The organism is Stenotrophomonas sp. YJH_SMC_122, from assembly GCF_059369535.1.
Map to the genome: position 1 here is coordinate 106,723 of NZ_JCAFST010000003.1, position 15,142 is coordinate 121,864.

The 15,142-nt window shown below is 63.5% G+C and carries 16 protein-coding genes and 1 tRNA gene; 13 read left to right on the forward strand and 4 right to left on the reverse strand.

Annotated elements, in window-relative coordinates:
• The first annotated feature begins 75 nt into the window (after positions 1-75).
• Positions 76-149: transfer RNA gene (locus AC5P66_RS05845), tRNA-Gly, on the forward strand.
• Between the two features lie 122 nt (positions 150-271).
• On the opposite strand, the gene AC5P66_RS05850 is transcribed toward AC5P66_RS05845, so the two are convergent.
• Entirely contained in the window at positions 272-517 is a 246-nt protein-coding gene (locus AC5P66_RS05850; protein WP_495216125.1) for a helix-turn-helix domain-containing protein, read from the reverse strand.
• 710 nt (positions 518-1,227) lie between these two features.
• Here AC5P66_RS05850 and AC5P66_RS05855 point away from each other — a divergent pair.
• The 9 genes from AC5P66_RS05855 to AC5P66_RS05895 all read left to right on the forward strand — a co-directional run bounded on the left by AC5P66_RS05855 (position 1,228) and on the right by AC5P66_RS05895 (position 8,970).
• Positions 1,228-2,451: an FAD-dependent oxidoreductase gene (locus AC5P66_RS05855; protein WP_099495942.1), complete on the forward strand. Its 1,224-nt coding sequence runs from the start codon at positions 1,228-1,230 to the stop codon at positions 2,449-2,451.
• A gap of 323 nt (positions 2,452-2,774) precedes the next feature.
• Positions 2,775-3,017, forward strand: coding sequence for a hypothetical protein (locus AC5P66_RS05860; RefSeq protein ID WP_099495941.1), 243 nt, complete (start codon positions 2,775-2,777; stop codon positions 3,015-3,017).
• A gap of 97 nt (positions 3,018-3,114) precedes the next feature.
• Positions 3,115-3,993 (forward strand): 30S ribosomal protein S6--L-glutamate ligase, encoded by an 879-nt coding sequence (rimK, locus tag AC5P66_RS05865; RefSeq protein ID WP_005418651.1) that lies wholly within the window; start codon positions 3,115-3,117, stop codon positions 3,991-3,993.
• Positions 3,994-4,251: 258 nt separating this feature from the next.
• Positions 4,252-4,731, forward strand: coding sequence for a hypothetical protein (locus AC5P66_RS05870; RefSeq protein ID WP_049412685.1), 480 nt, complete (start codon positions 4,252-4,254; stop codon positions 4,729-4,731).
• Between the two features lie 98 nt (positions 4,732-4,829).
• Positions 4,830-5,300 carry a hypothetical protein gene (locus AC5P66_RS05875; RefSeq protein ID WP_099495940.1) on the forward strand — a complete coding sequence of 157 codons (471 nt, stop codon included), beginning with the start codon at positions 4,830-4,832 and terminating at the stop codon, positions 5,298-5,300.
• Positions 5,301-5,415: 115 nt separating this feature from the next.
• Positions 5,416-5,877 carry a hypothetical protein gene (locus AC5P66_RS05880; protein WP_049438355.1) on the forward strand — a complete coding sequence of 154 codons (462 nt, stop codon included), beginning with the start codon at positions 5,416-5,418 and terminating at the stop codon, positions 5,875-5,877.
• 162 nt (positions 5,878-6,039) lie between these two features.
• Positions 6,040-6,717, forward strand: coding sequence for a response regulator transcription factor (locus AC5P66_RS05885; protein WP_005410804.1), 678 nt, complete (start codon positions 6,040-6,042; stop codon positions 6,715-6,717).
• Complete coding sequence (locus AC5P66_RS05890) at positions 6,680-8,050, forward strand: sensor histidine kinase (protein WP_065196693.1); 1,371 nt, start codon at positions 6,680-6,682, stop codon at positions 8,048-8,050. Before AC5P66_RS05885 ends, AC5P66_RS05890 begins: the two co-directional genes overlap by 38 nt.
• A 533-nt stretch (positions 8,051-8,583) precedes the next feature.
• Positions 8,584-8,970, forward strand: a complete 387-nt coding sequence (locus AC5P66_RS05895) for a hypothetical protein (RefSeq protein ID WP_049412678.1) — start codon at positions 8,584-8,586, stop codon at positions 8,968-8,970.
• Positions 8,971-9,143: 173 nt separating this feature from the next.
• Here the strand turns inward: AC5P66_RS05895 and coaE are convergent, their stop codons facing one another.
• The 3 genes from coaE to AC5P66_RS05910 are packed head-to-tail and all read right to left on the reverse strand — an operon-like array spanning position 9,144 to position 11,894.
• Positions 9,144-9,755, reverse strand: coding sequence for a dephospho-CoA kinase (gene coaE / locus AC5P66_RS05900; RefSeq protein WP_111096912.1), 612 nt, complete (start codon positions 9,753-9,755; stop codon positions 9,144-9,146).
• An 11-nt stretch (positions 9,756-9,766) separates the two neighbouring features.
• A complete protein-coding gene (locus AC5P66_RS05905) occupies positions 9,767-10,630 on the reverse strand; it encodes a prepilin peptidase (RefSeq protein WP_049416956.1) in 864 nt (287 codons plus the stop codon).
• Positions 10,631-10,637: 7 nt separating this feature from the next.
• Entirely contained in the window at positions 10,638-11,894 is a 1,257-nt protein-coding gene (locus AC5P66_RS05910; protein WP_032957218.1) for a type II secretion system F family protein, read from the reverse strand.
• 355 nt (positions 11,895-12,249) lie between these two features.
• On the opposite strand from AC5P66_RS05910, the gene AC5P66_RS05915 reads away from it, so the two are divergent.
• The 3 genes from AC5P66_RS05915 to AC5P66_RS05925 all read left to right on the forward strand — a co-directional run bounded on the left by AC5P66_RS05915 (position 12,250) and on the right by AC5P66_RS05925 (position 15,109).
• Positions 12,250-12,684 carry a pilin gene (locus tag AC5P66_RS05915; protein ID WP_070490391.1) on the forward strand — a complete coding sequence of 145 codons (435 nt, stop codon included), beginning with the start codon at positions 12,250-12,252 and terminating at the stop codon, positions 12,682-12,684.
• Between the two features lie 79 nt (positions 12,685-12,763).
• A complete protein-coding gene (locus AC5P66_RS05920) occupies positions 12,764-14,689 on the forward strand; it encodes a hypothetical protein (RefSeq protein WP_143566439.1) in 1,926 nt (641 codons plus the stop codon).
• A gap of 3 nt (positions 14,690-14,692) precedes the next feature.
• Entirely contained in the window at positions 14,693-15,109 is a 417-nt protein-coding gene (locus AC5P66_RS05925) for a pilin (protein ID WP_070490395.1), read from the forward strand.
• The last annotated feature ends 33 nt before the right edge of the window (positions 15,110-15,142 follow it).

Here is a 15,142-nt window from a genome sequence, read left to right on the forward strand (position 1 = left end):
AACGGCTCTGACCCCATTGCGGCATGCTGCCATTGCGCAACACTGGCCCAACCGCATAGACTTTCACCGCGCACTGCGGGCGTAGCTCAATGGTAGAGCTGTAGCTTCCCAAGCTACTGACGTGGGTTCGATTCCCATCGCCCGCTCCAATCCCGCCACGCCTTGAAGCGTCGGCAGCCGTGACGTCGGTACTGACGTCAGCACTCTTCCTGAAGCGCAAGGTCCCATTGCATGCCGGGCACGACCCGTTTATGCAGTGGGTCGCATACCGTCAGCGGAAGGCGCCATGCTGATTTCTGCTGGAGAAGTAGCGCGCCGGAGAATCGCCAAAGGCTCTGCGGAACATCGCAATGAAGTTGCTCGGCGAAGAATAGCCAAGAACATCCGAAACCTCCGCCACCGGGACGCCCCGCGCGAGCATCTCCAGACCGTGCATCAGCTTCACCTGTTGCCGCCACTGGCCGAAACTCAATCCGGTCTCAGCAAGCGTCAGGCGGCGCAGGGTGCGCGATGACATTGCCCCGGACGATGCCCACGCCTCGAGGGTACGGGGATTTCCCGGATCCCGCAGGACAGCGCGGGCCACGCGAAGAAGGCGGGGGTCCCTGGGCATCGGCACATGCAAGGACTCGTGCGGAGCCCGACGGATTTCGTCTTGAATGACTGTGGCGATGCGCTCCTGCTCAGGCGTCAACGAAGCGCGCTTGTCCCATTCCGTGGTCCTCTGCGCCAGTGCCCGCAGCACGTCACTGATTGCGACAACAGGGTGTTGCAGGGAGGTTGCTGCAGAACGAGGGCGCCATCAGCAACGTCCAGCCACTCAGCGCGCCACTCACGCGAACCTCATGACGCACACCGGGTGGTATCCACCCTGCGCGATAGGGAGGAAGAAGCCAGGAGCCCCGCGGTGTATTGACCTGGATCAACCCGGTTTCAACACAGAACAACTGGCCACGCACATGCTGGTGCCAGTCGTATTCGCGCGTCCCCAGCCGGAACTCATGTGCCGGGCTGTCGTCTCCCCTGAGGCCAACGAGAAGCGGGCCGTCAGGCATCTCACTGAAGTCTGCCGTGCCGCCTGTAACCCCATTGCTCATGCTGGCCGCATTTCACTATTTGTGGTCCGAATGACGTTACTTGGCTATGCGGTGCGCGTGCAACCCTTCAGCCATCACCTCGCGGCTCTGGCATGGAGCTGCAACCGAGGGGCCACTATCAGGAGAATCCGTGAGCAGAATCCATGTGAGCATCATCGGCGCCGGTCTGGGTGGTCTGGCGCTGGCGCAGGCGCTGAAGCGCGGCGGGGTTGCATTCGACGTGTTCGAGGCGGACAAGACGCTCAACTCGCGGCCACAGGGCTATCGCATCCGGATCGACGCCGAGGGTCAACGGGCCCTGGCGCGAACGCTCCCCCCAGAACTGTACGATCTCTTCCGCGGAACCGTTTCGACAACGGCGACATCAGGGCGCTTTCTCACGCCAGGTTTGCTGCCTGCACCGGGCCGCAAGCCCGATAGCTGGCGCTCGGCCGACAGCGTGGACGATGGCGCACAGGGGGGCGGGGACGTAAGCGTCAATCGACGCACCCTGCGCGAGATCCTGATGTGCGGGATCGAAGACCGTGTCCATTTCGATCGCGCATTCGATCGCTACGCATTGACCAGCGATGGCAGGGCCGAAGTGCGTTTCCGGTCCGGTGGTCCTGCGTCGACATGTGACGTGCTGGTAGGTGCGGACGGTGTCAATTCTCGGGTCCGCTCCCAGCTGGCGCCGAATGCGCAGCCGGTGGATACCGGCGCAGTCTGCATTTACGGGAAAGTAGATCTGGACCGGTTGGGCGGCAACCATTCACGTCTCGAAGGAACCACTATCGTCTTTGCAGACAGATTCGCCGCCATCTTCGATCAGATGCAGTTTGACCGGCACTTCCTGGAGCATGCCTGCGCTCACCTCAGCTGCAGCGTCACGCCCACACCTGACTACCTCTATTGGTGCCTGATCGGGCGCGCTGACCGCTTCGGGGTGGCGTCGGATCATCGATCGGATCCGGATCACATCCGCAAGGCGATAGTGGCTGCGACCGATGACTGGCACCCCGATCTTCGGGAAATCCTGCAGCAGAGCAAGGTCGGGGACACCGCGATGCTCCCGATCCGCAGTGGGCGTCCTGAAGTGCCATGGCCGGTCGGGCCGGCAACGCTGCTGGGCGATGCTGTCCACGCGATGACGCCAGCAGGTGGGTTGGGTGCAAACACTGCACTCGCCGACGCGGCCGCTCTGGCCGAGCTGATGCTGGACGCCGACCGTGGCGCGCTCTCCATTTCGAATGCGCTGGCGCAGTACCAGTCGGATATGCGTGAGAGGGCCCGGCATGCGGTGGATATCTCCAACCGAGGTGCGGACAGACTGTTCGGGCCTGCGGTGCCCGAACATTGCCACAGTGCCCGCTGATCAAACGTCTGGGGCCAGCCGGGTTTCGATGGCGGCGCATGTGGCGCGGGCGTTCGGCTTGTAGCGCTATGTCAGCCATTCACGCGGGTGCCTCACTACGCCGCGAGCGCGCTGGCCCCAGGTCTCGGCGCCCGGCAGGTGTCCCCGACGGCGACTGTATGTGCAGGTGCTACGGGCGTTTCCTGACCAGAACCTCCCCGCTCCCTGGCAGCCGAAGCGGAAGCGGTGCTGCCGAGATGGCGCGTAACGCTTCAAACTTTTCCCATGGGCAGGCCGGAGCTGACCGACTAGCGTGAGCGGATATTGATCAGGAGCTGCCTTCCATGAACTGCCGGGACGACGTCGTCGAGCGCATCCACAGGATTTTTCTTTCCGCCGGCGTCGGCTCGAACAAGCAGCTTGAGGCCGTGCGCGCGCTCGGGCGTGCTGGTGGTCCCAGGGCCGCGGAACTGCTCGAGCAGATCTACCAGCAGGCGTTCAGCAATTCCGCCCTGCAGATGGCCTGCGTGGCGGCGCTGGGCGAGGCCGCCCGTGGCTTCCAGGTCAGTACTGAACGGGACAGCTGAAGCTTCACCCACAACGCTCGAGATCGTCGGCGACGGGCATCATCCGCCCGCCACACGCCCGCGCTATGCTGCGCGCCTGCCGACCGATCCCTCCGCGATGAAGCTCGCCATCCTGTCCCGCAACAGCTCCCTGTATTCCACCCGTCGGCTGGTCGAGGCGGCACGCGCGCGCGGCCATACCGTGCGCATCCTCGACCCGTTGCGTTGCTACATGCGCATCGCCGCCGATGGCTTTTCCATGCACTACAAGGGCCGGCCGATGACCGGCGTGGACATGGTCATTCCGCGCATCGGTGCCTCCATCACCCGCTACGGCACCGCCGTGCTGCGCCAGTTCGAACTGATGGGCGCGCGCACGCCCAATCCGTCCGATGCCATCCTGCGTTCGCGCGACAAGCTGCGCGCGCACCAGCTGCTGGCGGCCAAGGGCATCGACATGCCGGTCACCGTGTTCGGCGACAACCCCGATGACACCGTCGACCTGCTGTCCATGCTCGGTCCGCCACCCCATGTGGTGAAGCTCAATGAAGGCACCCAGGGGCGTGGCGTGATCCTGACCGAAAAGGCCAGTGCCTCGCGCGGCATCGTCGAGGCCCTGCGCGGTCTGTACGCCAACTTCCTGATGCAGGAATTCATCGGCGAGGCCAAGGGGGCCGACCTGCGCTGCTTCGTGGTCGGCGACCAGGTGGTGGCGTCGATGCAGCGGCAGGCACCGGAGGGCGACTTCCGCTCCAACCTGCACGCTGGCGGCACCGCCGTGGCGGCCAAGGCCAGCCGTGCAGAGCAGCAGGTGGCGGTGCGTTCGGCCAAGGCGCTGGGCCTGTCGGTGTGCGGCGTGGACCTGATCCGCTCCGCGCGCGGCCCGCTGGTGCTGGAGGTCAACTCCACGCCCGGGTTGGAAGGCATCGAAGCGGCCTGCGGAGTCGACGTGGCCACACGCATCATCGAACACGTAGAGAAGATCAAAAAGCCCTGATTATTCATGGGGTTGTGATTCTCATGGGTGGATGAGCCACGGCTTTAACGAGGCTTTAATCGGCGTCGGCGTAGGCTTCAGCGAACCGCAGCTCTGCCTCTCAGCAGGATCGGTATCGGGATACGACTTCAGGCCCAGGCGGGTTCACCGTCTGGGCCTTTTTTATGCCTGTCGGCTCTGTGCCCAAGGTCTCTTGTGGAGGCCGCGTGACGGTCGTAGAGTTGGCCCTTCGTTCCGGGATGGATCGGGAGGTTGGCGATGTACCGCATCATGACGATCGCGTTGCTGCTGGGCCTGTCTGGCGCTGTTGCCGCCAAGCCGGAGAAAGCCGCTGTACAGATGGACCGGCAGGGCTCGGTCGCCGAACAGATGCGCCAGGTGGAAACCGCCCTGGCCGCCCCCGATTATGCCGAGCTGTCTGCCGAGGATCGCGGCCAGGTGCAGCAGTCGCTGTCGCGCATCCGCCAGCACCTGGGCGAGCGCCAGACCGTGCAGGAACTGCCGCCGCAGTTGCAGGCCGAGGTCTTCAACGAGCAGGAACGCATCAACACCCTGATGGCGCGTGGCCATGACGACAGCCGCCAGATCTGCAGGTACGAACGCACCACCGGCAGCAACATGCCCAAGAGCCGCTGCCTGACCGTGGCCGAACGGCGCCGGATCGAAGAGAAAGGCAAGGCGCTGATCAACGACCAGCGCAGCTACAACACGCTCAGCCCACCGCCCGCCGGGCGTTGAGCGCACACTGGCCTGTGGCCTCGCCGACCGTGCCGTGACGGCGCATCGGCGGCAGCGCAGGATCGATGTTCCACTCATGGAAGAACCTGGAGGTAACGATGCAGCGCATGATTCCCGTCGCCCTGATGCTGGGCCTGGCACTGGCCACCACCGGACACGCCAAGCCCGAGAAGGCACAGGTGAAGTTCGACGCCAATGCACCGGTGGCCGAACAGATCCGCAGCGTTGAGGCGGCCATCAACAGCGAGGACTACAGCGAGATCGGGCTGGAAGACAAGAGCCGCGTGCAGCAGGCGCTGGGCCGCATCAAGATCAAGATGGCCGACCACGAACGCATCGAACAGGTCAGCCCGCAGGATCGCACCCAGATCTTCAACGACCAGGAAGTGATCAACACGATCATGACCCGCGCCCATGCCGACAGCCGCATGGTCTGCCGCCGCGAGCGCACCACCGGCAGCAACATGCCGCAGAGCGTCTGCCTGACCGTGGCCCAGCGCCGCAAGGCGCAGGAAGACAGCCGCAAGACGCTCAACGACAACCAGCGCTTCAACAACTACAAGCCGTAACCGTGGTTGGACCGGTCGCAGGTCGCCATCGGTCACCCTGCCGTGCGTCCCTTGTGGACGCATCGGCGGAACCGTAAAGTCGAGACCCTATTCATGGACGAACATGGAGCTCGTCATGTACCGCACCACTACGCTCGCCCTGATGCTGTCGCTCGGCCTGGTGGCCACCGTGCAGGCCAAGGCGCAGAAGGACACCGTGCAGATGGATTCCTTCACCCCGGTATCCGAACAGATCCGCCGCGTTGAAACGGCCATGGGCAGCGAGGACTACAGCGAGATCGGGCTGGAGGACAAGAGCCGCGTGCAGCAGGCGCTGAACCGGATCCGGATCAAGATGAATGGCCGCGAGAAGGTGGATGAGCTGGCGGCGCAGGAGCGCAACGACCTGTTCAACGAGCAGGAGATCGTCAACACCATCATGACCCGCGCCCAGGCCGACAGCCGCATGATCTGCCGTCGCGAGCGCCTGACCGGCAGCAACATGCCGACCAGCGTCTGCCTGACCGTGGCCCAGCGTCGCAAGGCCCAGGAAGACAGCCGCCAGGCGTTGACCGACCAGCAGCGCATCAGCCGCTGATCGCTCGCTCCGGGGGCATTTGCCGGTGTCGCCCCGTCGGTACGAAATGTTAAGAATGGAACCTGTATCGTTCAGCAGGTAGACGTCGCGTCCACCCGCACAGGGGCATCCTGAGCGGGTGGGCCTGGCCCCCCGACGACCCTTCAAGAACCAGAGGTCCCAGTGCGCATTCTCGTAATCGAAGACAACAGCGACATCGCCGCCAACCTTGGCGACTACCTTGAGGATCGTGGCCACACCGTGGACTTCGCCGCCGACGGCGTGACCGGCCTGCACCTGGCGGTGGTCCACGAGTTCGACGCCATCGTTCTGGACCTGAACCTGCCGGGCATGGACGGCATTGAAGTCTGCCGCAAGCTGCGCAACGAAGCGCGCAAGCAGACTCCCGTACTGATGCTGACCGCCCGCGACTCGCTGGATAACAAGCTGGCCGGTTTCGACTCCGGCGCCGACGACTACCTGATCAAGCCGTTCGCGCTGCAGGAAGTGGAAGTGCGCTTGAACGCTTTGTCGCGCCGCGGCAAGGGCGTGCAGACCCGCGTGCTGGAAACCGGCGATCTGGAATACAACCTGGACACGCTGGAAGTGCGTCGCCAGGGCAAGCTGCTGCAGCTCAATCCGACCGCGCTGAAGATCCTGCAGGCCCTGATGGAAGCCGCGCCGGCCGTGGTCACCCGCCAGGAGCTGGAAACCCGCGTCTGGGGCGAAGAGCTGCCCGACTCGGATTCGCTGCGTGTCCACATCCACGGCCTGCGTGCGGTGGTCGACAAGCCGTTTGAAGTGCCGCTGATCCAGACCCGCCATGGCATCGGATACCGCATCGCCACCCCGGAAGCCTGATTCCGTGGCAACCAAGGGGGAGCGCCGGCGTTCGCCGTATCGGCGGCGCCTGCGCAGCCGCATCATCGTCTCGTTCGTGTTGTTGGGCTTCTGCCTGACGACACTGTTCGCGTTCGCGACCAACTGGGCCCGCATGCGCGTGGAAAACCAGCTGGTGGAAGACGTGATGAACCGCAACATCAACGAGTACGTGCGGCGGTTCTACGAGAGCCCGGATCGCAACCCCGACCTGCCCGTGCAGCAGATGCGTGCGCGCCTGATCAAGCCTGACAAGTTCGAGGCGCTGCGCGAGGAAGAGCCGGACTGGTACGAGTTCAAGGATGGCCTGTACAACATGGGCGGCGTGGACGAGCGCGGCCAGCGCTATTCCTACAAGTTGGCCGTGCGCAAGACGCCCGACGCCTGGGCATTCCTGGCCTACGACATGACCGACAGCGTGCGCGGCGGGCAGCAGCTCAACCGCGCGCTGGTGCTGTCCGTGCTGGTGTTCAGCCTGCTGTCGCTGGTGCTGGGCTGGTGGTCGGCCTCGAAGGTGATGAAGCCGGTCTCGGACCTGGCCGCGCGGTTGCGCGCCTATCGCGGCGGCACGAGCGAGCCCGAGCCGCTGGCGCCACGTTTCCCCGATGACGAAGTGGGGCAGCTGGCGCAGGCGCTGGATGATTATTCGTCGCGGCTGACCGAAGTGGTGCAGCGCGACCGTGAGTTCAATGCTGACGTCAGCCACGAGCTGCGAACGCCGCTGGCGGTGATCCGTGGCGCCACCGAACTGCTGCTGACCCGGCCCGGCCTGGATGAGAAGGTGCTGCAGCGCCTGCAGCGCATCCAGCGTGCCGAACAGCAGTGCAGCGACCTGATCGGCGCGCTGCTGCTGCTGTCGCGCAACGAACGCGGGCAGGGCACCAGCAACGTCGCCCGCGTGGCCGAACAGCTGCTGGACGCCCACCGCGCACAGCTGGGCGGCAAGCCGCTGGAGCTGGTACTGGAAGGCGAGCGCAACCTGGTGATCGATGCGCCGGAGGCGGCCTTGTCGGTGGCGCTGGGCAACCTGATCGGCAACGCGGTGAAGTACTCGCAGGATGGCGAAGTGCGCGTCTTTGTCGGTAGCAATTCGGTGTCCGTGACCGACAGCGGCCCTGGCCTGAGCGAAGAGGATGCGGCCAAACTGTTCCAGCGCGGCTACCGCGGCACGCACGCCGGCCATTCGCAGGGTGGTGGCATCGGCCTGTCGATCGTCAGCCGCCTGTGCGATCTGTATGGCTGGCAGGTGAGCGTCCGCCCCGGCGGCGAGCGCGGCGTGATCGCCACCCTGACGTTCTCGCCGAAGCCGTTGTAAGGGGCTTTACTTTGGTGGGTGCTCCACTTTTGTAGAGCCGAGCCCGCGCTCGGCTGCGGTGGCTTCCCGGAGCCGAGCATAGGCTCGGCTCTACAGTGGGTTCGTTTTGCGCCCTGTGTCGCTTGTGCCATCGAATTAACTTCGCAGTCGTGATGCGCCAGAAGCCCAACACGACATCACCGTGACCGCCGCCACGCCGCGCGCGTGTCCGCATGCACGCATTCGTACACCCAACTGCGGCTTGAGAATTTCCTTACAGATCACGGTGCTGCGTGATGGCCAGATGGGTCGGCCGGGGCAGGTGCCCTGGCCGGGATTGGCGTCCTGAAAAAAACCAACATTCAGCACTCTTCGACGACCACTCGGCCCGTCGTTGAAAATGCACCGCGTGCCTTGCTTCGGCGGGCGGTGCGTGGGGATTCATCAGAATCCGCTGGAGTCTTTTTGCTGAATGTCGGATCTCCGGTACGCCAACCCGCACCGTCCGCCACCTTGCATCCGCAGGTGGCTCGTCGTCTACGAGGAGACTCACCATGTCCGCACGCCCCGTGTTCCCCCAACTGTACGCACTGATCGGCGAAGCCGCTGACCTGCTACCGGTCGACGTCGCCGAGCGCGTCGAAACCCTGCTCGATGATCCCAAGGATCTGTTGCCCGCGCTGCTGGCCCGCATGGACGGCCGCGATGCAGCCGACGGCCGGCGACTGGAAGCGCAGGGCCTCAGCCCTGCCCAGGCGGCCACCATGGCCGGTCTCAGCCGCACCCTGGCCGGCTTGAATGCACTCATGCAGGTGCTGCACGCCGCCGAAGCCGCCCGCGAACAGGGCGGTGCCCACCAGCAACTCAGCCCGGACGTGGTAGATGGATTGCTGCTTGGCGCACGAGAACTGGCCCGCTATGCCCGCCTGCAGCTGGAGTAGATCCACGCCACGCGTGGATGCAGAACGCTTTGTAGAGCCGAGCCCATGCTTGGCTTGATGATCGCAGCCGAGCGTGGGCTGGGCTCTACAGCAGTTCCACGGTGGCGCCGGGTAGATCGCCGCAACGCGCGGATGCGCTTCGGTAGTGCCGGCCGCTGGCCGGCAACCAGGCCTCAACCCCCAGCCAACCCCAGATACCGCTCATGCAGCGCTTCCACCTGCGCCTGCAGGTCTTCCGGGTGACCATCGTTGACCACCACATCATCGGCCAGTGCCAACCGCTGTGCACGGGTGGCCTGGGCGGCGATCATCTTGTCGGCCAGCGCGGCGTCGATGCCGTCGCGCTGCATCAGCCGCGCGTGCTGCACCGCTTCGGGCGCATCCACCAGCAATACCCGGTCCAGCCACGGGTAGGCCTGCCGCCCACCGACCTCGGTCAGCAACGGAATGGCGGCAATCGCATAGGGGCTGGCGGCCTGCGCGCACTGCTGTTGCATCAGCAGGCGGATGGCCGGGTGGGTGATCGTTTCCAGTGCCGCCCGTTCGGCCGGGTCGGCGAATACGTGGGCCCGCAGGCGCGCCCGGTCCAGGCTGCCGTCCGCCTGCAGCATGCCGGCGCCGAAGCGCTCGGCGATGCGGCCCAGGGCGGGGCTGCCGGCAGCGACCACCGCGCGGGCGGCCAGATCGGCGTCGGCCACCACGATGCCCAGCGCCTCGAAGCGCCGGGTCACCTCGCTCTTGCCGGCGGCAATGCCGCCGGTCAGGCCCACCACATACCGGCTCATGGGGATTCCCCTCAGCGCAGTCCGCTCATCACCAGGTACTGCTCCACCACGGGCGCGCCCCACATGAAGTACAGCCAGCCCGCGATCGCCAGGTAGGGGCCGAACGGGATCGGCGTGGCGCGGTCACGGCCACGGGTGTACAGCCAGATCGAACCGATGATGGCGCCCAGCACCGACGACAGCAGGATGATCGGCAGGATGCCCTTCAGCCCGCACCAGGCGCCGAGGGCGGCCAGCAGCTTGAAATCGCCGTGGCCCATGCCTTCCTTGCCGGTCAGCTGCTTGAACAGCCACCACACCATCCACAGCGACAGATAGCCCACCGCCGCGCCGACCAAGGCAGGCTTGGCCGGCATGTACAGGTTGTCGATGTTGCCTATCAGGCCCAGCCACATCAGGGGCAGGGTCAACTGGTCGGGCAGCAGCTGGGTGCGCAGGTCGATGCCGGACAGGGCGATCAGGAAGCAGGTCAGCACGATGGCGCCGAAGCCCTGCCAGCCGAAACCGAACTGCCAGACGCAGGCCAGCACCAGCACCGAGGTCAGGGCCTCGACCAGCGGGTACTGCAACGAGATCGGCGCCTTGCAGTGGCGGCACTTGCCGCCCTGGATGATCCAGCTGAACAGCGGGATGTTCTCGTACCAGCTCAGCTTGTGCTTGCAGTGCGGGCAATGCGAGGGCTCGACCACGATCCCCGGTGGTGGGGGCTCGTAGAAGTCCGGTTCCTCCAGGACCTCGCGCGCATCGCGCTTCCACTGCCACTCCAGCCGCTTGGGCAGGCGCAGGATGACGACGTTGAGGAAACTGCCCAGCAGCAGCCCCAGGGCGGCCGCGGCGGGGTAGCCGAGGCCGGGATGCTGGTCGAGAAATGCCATGTATGTGTCAGACCACCGATGCCAGTTTGAAGATGGGGAGGTACATGCCAATGACCAGACCGCCGACGATGATACCAATGAACACCATGATCATCGGCTCGAGCAGGCTGCTCAGTGCATCCACGGCGTTGTTGACTTCCTGCTCATAGTACTCGGCCACCTTGAACAGCATGGCGTCCAGAGCGCCCGCCTCTTCACCGATACCCGTCATCTGGATGACCATGTGTGGGAACAGGGCGGTCTGCTTCATGGCCATGTTGACCGGGTAACCGACCGAGACGTCATCGCGCATGCGCAATACGGCATGCTCGTAAACCGTATTGCCGGTAGCGCCTGCAACAATGCCCAAGGCTTCCACCAGCGGTACGCCAGCCTTGAAAGTCACAGCGGTCGTGCGGGCAAAGCGGGCAATCGAGCTGTTATGCATGATCTGGCCAATGACTGGCACTTTCAGGATCAAGCGATCCATCCCGTGCTGCATCTTCGGCGAGCGTTTGTAGGCCATGGTGAAACCTACGATGCTGCCGATGACGATGATCGCGATCAGCCACCACCAAGAGACCATGAACCGGGATGCGGCTACGATCATCTGAGTAAATGCCGGCAGATCAGCGCCAAATCCCCTGAAGACGTCCTCAAATTGTGGAACCACCCAGATCAGCAGGATCGAGCTGACCAAGAGCGCTACCGCAATGACCATTGCAGGGTAAAACAGAGCCTTTTTTATCTTGCCCTTCAGGGCTTCGATGTTCTCTTTGTAGTTGGCCACGGTATCAAGCACCGTCTCCAATACACCGGCGCCTTCACCGGCACGCACCAGGTTGCGATAGAGCTCGTCGAACTGCACCGGATACTTGCTGATTGCCTCATGAAGGGACGATCCGCCCTCGATATCGGTGCGGATGCCGTCCACCATCTTCTTCATGCGCGGGTTCTTGTGCCCGCTGGCGATGATGTCCAGCGCTGAGACGATCGGCACACCGGACTTCATCATCGTCGCCATCTGGCGGCTGAAGAATGCAATGTCCTTCGGCGAAATCTTGCTGCCGGCTGCGCCGAACAGTGGCTTGGGCTTTGGCTTGACCGTGCCCGGGGTGATGCCTTGGCGGCGCAGCTCGGCCCGCAGCAGATTCGCGTTTTTCGCGGCCTGCTCCCCTTTCATCTTCACACCCCGCTTGTCCGTCCCCTCCCAGACAAACGGCTGCAGGTCCGTGGTGCTGCGCGCCACGGGCTCCTTCTTGATCGCACTGCGACTGACAGACATATCGGCTCCCCAAGACCCGCCATCCCCAGGCGGGCGTCTAGCCGTCGATGGTAGCGGGTTCATGCCCGTCTGGGCAGTTGTTGGGGGCACCATCATGCGAATTCGTGCCGGGTGCCGACCAAAGGTGACGCACTGCGTCACATTGCCGCGTCCATCGCAGATTCGCATCCGGGGGGTTCCCATCCGTGAAATAGCTGCCATCATGGGCGCGGGGAAATCCAGGGGGAGGCGTGCCGGGGTTGGCACGCAACCTGCGTTGATCCACCCGCAGGGGGCAGGACCCGCTCAGCTGACCACTGGTCAGACCGATCCTGACTTCTGAAATCAACCACCACTTATCTTGGGGATGTACCAAATGAAGAACCAGAAGGGCTTCACCCTTATCGAACTGATGATCGTTGTTGCGATCATCGCCATCCTGGCTGCCATCGCGCTGCCGGCTTACCAGGACTATGTGGCACGCTCGCAGGTTTCCGAAGCGATGACCCTGAGCTCGGGTGCCAAGACCGCTGTTACCGAGTACTACGCCGACAAGGGCGCCTTCCCGACCACCAATGCTTTGGCTGGCCTTGCTGGCGCCTCGTCGATCAGCGGCAAGTATGTCACCAGCGTGACTGTTGGCACCGGTGGTGCAATTACCGCAATGATGAAGGGCTCGGGTTCGGTTAGCTCCAAGGTTGCAGGCAAGACCTTCGTGCTGACTCCGGCTGATGCGGGCGGCTCGATCACCTGGGATTGCAAGAGCTCCGGTACCATCGACGCCAAGTACCGTCCGTCGTCCTGCCGCTAATCGCGCAGACGGCATAGCGGTATCGGGAAAGGGCCGCTTTGCGGCCCTTTCTTTTTTGGGGCAAGGGGAGTTCTATTCGATGCGAAGTGCACCTGCGCAGCGACTGCTGCCCCTGGCGGGTCTGGTCCTGCTGGCGTTGCTCGGAGTGGGCGTCTACTGGAATGGCTTGAATGGGGGGTTCATCTTTGATGACTTTCCCAATCTGGTGGACGATCCGGATTGGCGCTTGACCTCGATGGACTTTACTTCCATCGCGCAGGTCATGGGCAATGGGGTCACGGGCGACGTGGGCCGCCCATTGGCAATTCTCAGTTTCGGCCTGAATTACTACTTTACTGGCTTGGCGCCCTGGCCGATGAAGGCGACCGGCTTGGCTCTACACCTCCTGAATTCAGCGCTGGTGTTCGCCCTGGCGTCCATGCTGATCAGGCGAGTGCTCAGCATTTCGTGGTCACAGGTGCGCTTGACGGCCTTCATGGTCGCCACCGTGTGGATGGTTCATCCATTGCAGGTGTCTACCGTCCTTTATGTCGTGCAGCGCATGGAAATAGGAGGGGCGACGGGAGTCCTGATCGCACTTCTCTGCTATCTCAAGGCGCGCGGCAGCGCTCCCTGGTCCCGGGCGTCGTTGCTCTGGTGGTGCTGTGCGGTGTTCGGAGCCGGGATTGGCCTGGGCTTCAAAGAGACCGCGATACTCATCCCAGCTTACACACTCTTGATCGAGGTGTTTCTCCTCAAGTTCCGGAATCCGGATGGAACACGCGCGCGCGCAATTTCCCTCCTATATGCCTTTGGAGCCATAGGGGCGATCTTTCTATATTTCGCAGTGATTCTGCCTGGCGCCCTAGCGCCGGAACGCTACTCGGCACGTGATTTCAGCTTGGCAGGCAGGTTGTACTCGCAACCGGCGATTCTGCTGAACTACCTTCAGCAGATCATGCTTCCCTGGCCCGAGTCGTTGAAGTTCTATTACGACAATGCACAGGTCCCGCCATCCTGGCGTTCAACTACTTTCATAGTCCCGATGCTGGCGCTGGTCGCGCTGTCGACAGCGGCTTGGGGGCTGCGCAAGCGCTGGCCCCTGACGGCACTTGGCATCGGATGGTTCTTTGCCAGCCATTTGCTGACCAGTAACGTTGTGCCGCTGGAGTTGGCATTTGAACATCGGAACTACCTGGCAATCGTGGGTATCGCTCTTGCCTTGGTGCAACCACTGGCCGCGGTGATGCAGAGGTGGACCGTTGAGGCACGCCGTACGGCAGGGGGAGTCCTGCTGCTTTTTGTTGCGGCCATGGGGTGGATCCAGGTGCAGACGTGGGCGGATCCAATGCGCCTTGCTCTCACGTTGTCCAACCGTAATCCTGATTCTTCGCGGGCCGGTTATGAACTTGGACGAGCACTGCTGGCATCGGCCCCCGCGGATCCTGCCTCCCCGGCCTGGGCGCTGGCTGAGAAGGAGTTCACGCATGCGGCCTCATTGCCCGGTAGTTCGCCACTTCCCGAGCAGGCACTGATCATTCTCAACTCGCATCAAGGGCGGGCGCAGCCCCCGGAGATATGGGGTTCACTTGAGCGGAAGATATCCAGGCGGTCATTGGGACCACAGGAAGTCGGGGCACTTGAAGCGATCGTCGCATGTCGGGTTGAGGGGGGGTGCAGGCCAGTTGAAGAGCAGGCACTGTTTGCTCTGTTGTCGACCGCAACTGCAGAGAATCCTCGATCGTCGAGGGTCCGTGTAGTGTTCTCCAACTACGCCTTCAACGTGATGAAAGATCCGTCTCTAGCGATGAGGCTCATTCGTGAGGCCGTGCAGATCTCGCCGGAGGACCTGGGATGCCGGCTTTGGTTGCTGAGGATGGGATTGGCATCGAACTTGCTTCAGGTCAGTGAGGCTAGGCAAGGATTGGGGATCCTGCGAGCCGTCAATCATCGCCATGCATATGACCGGGACATTGAGGGCCTGGAGCATTGGCTGGTGGCGAGCCAACAAACAACAGGGGAGTAGTACATGAATCAGCGTGGATTTTCCTTGATCGAACTCATGATCGTGGTTGCTATCATCGCCATCCTGGCGGCAATTGCGCTGCCGGCCTACCAGGACTATGTTGCTCGAGGACAGGTAGCTGAGGGGCTCTCGTTGTCGACCGGGGCCAAGGAGGCAATAGCCACCTACTACTCCGACCATGGGCAGTTTCCTGCCGACAATCGCGCCGCGGGCATGGCTGCTCCAGGGTCGGTATCCGGAAAATTCGTCCGATCGGTGACCGTTGACGGTACCGGATCGATCTCGGTGGCCTTTGCTTCTTCGGCCAGCGCGAAGGTCGCCGGACAGACACTAGTTCTTACCGCGAGCGATACCAACGGGGCGGTGAACTGGTCTTGTGGAGGGTTGGACGCCCGGTATGTGCCCACATCCTGTCGCTAGACGACAGTCCGGTCCCGGGGCTTGAACGAGAGT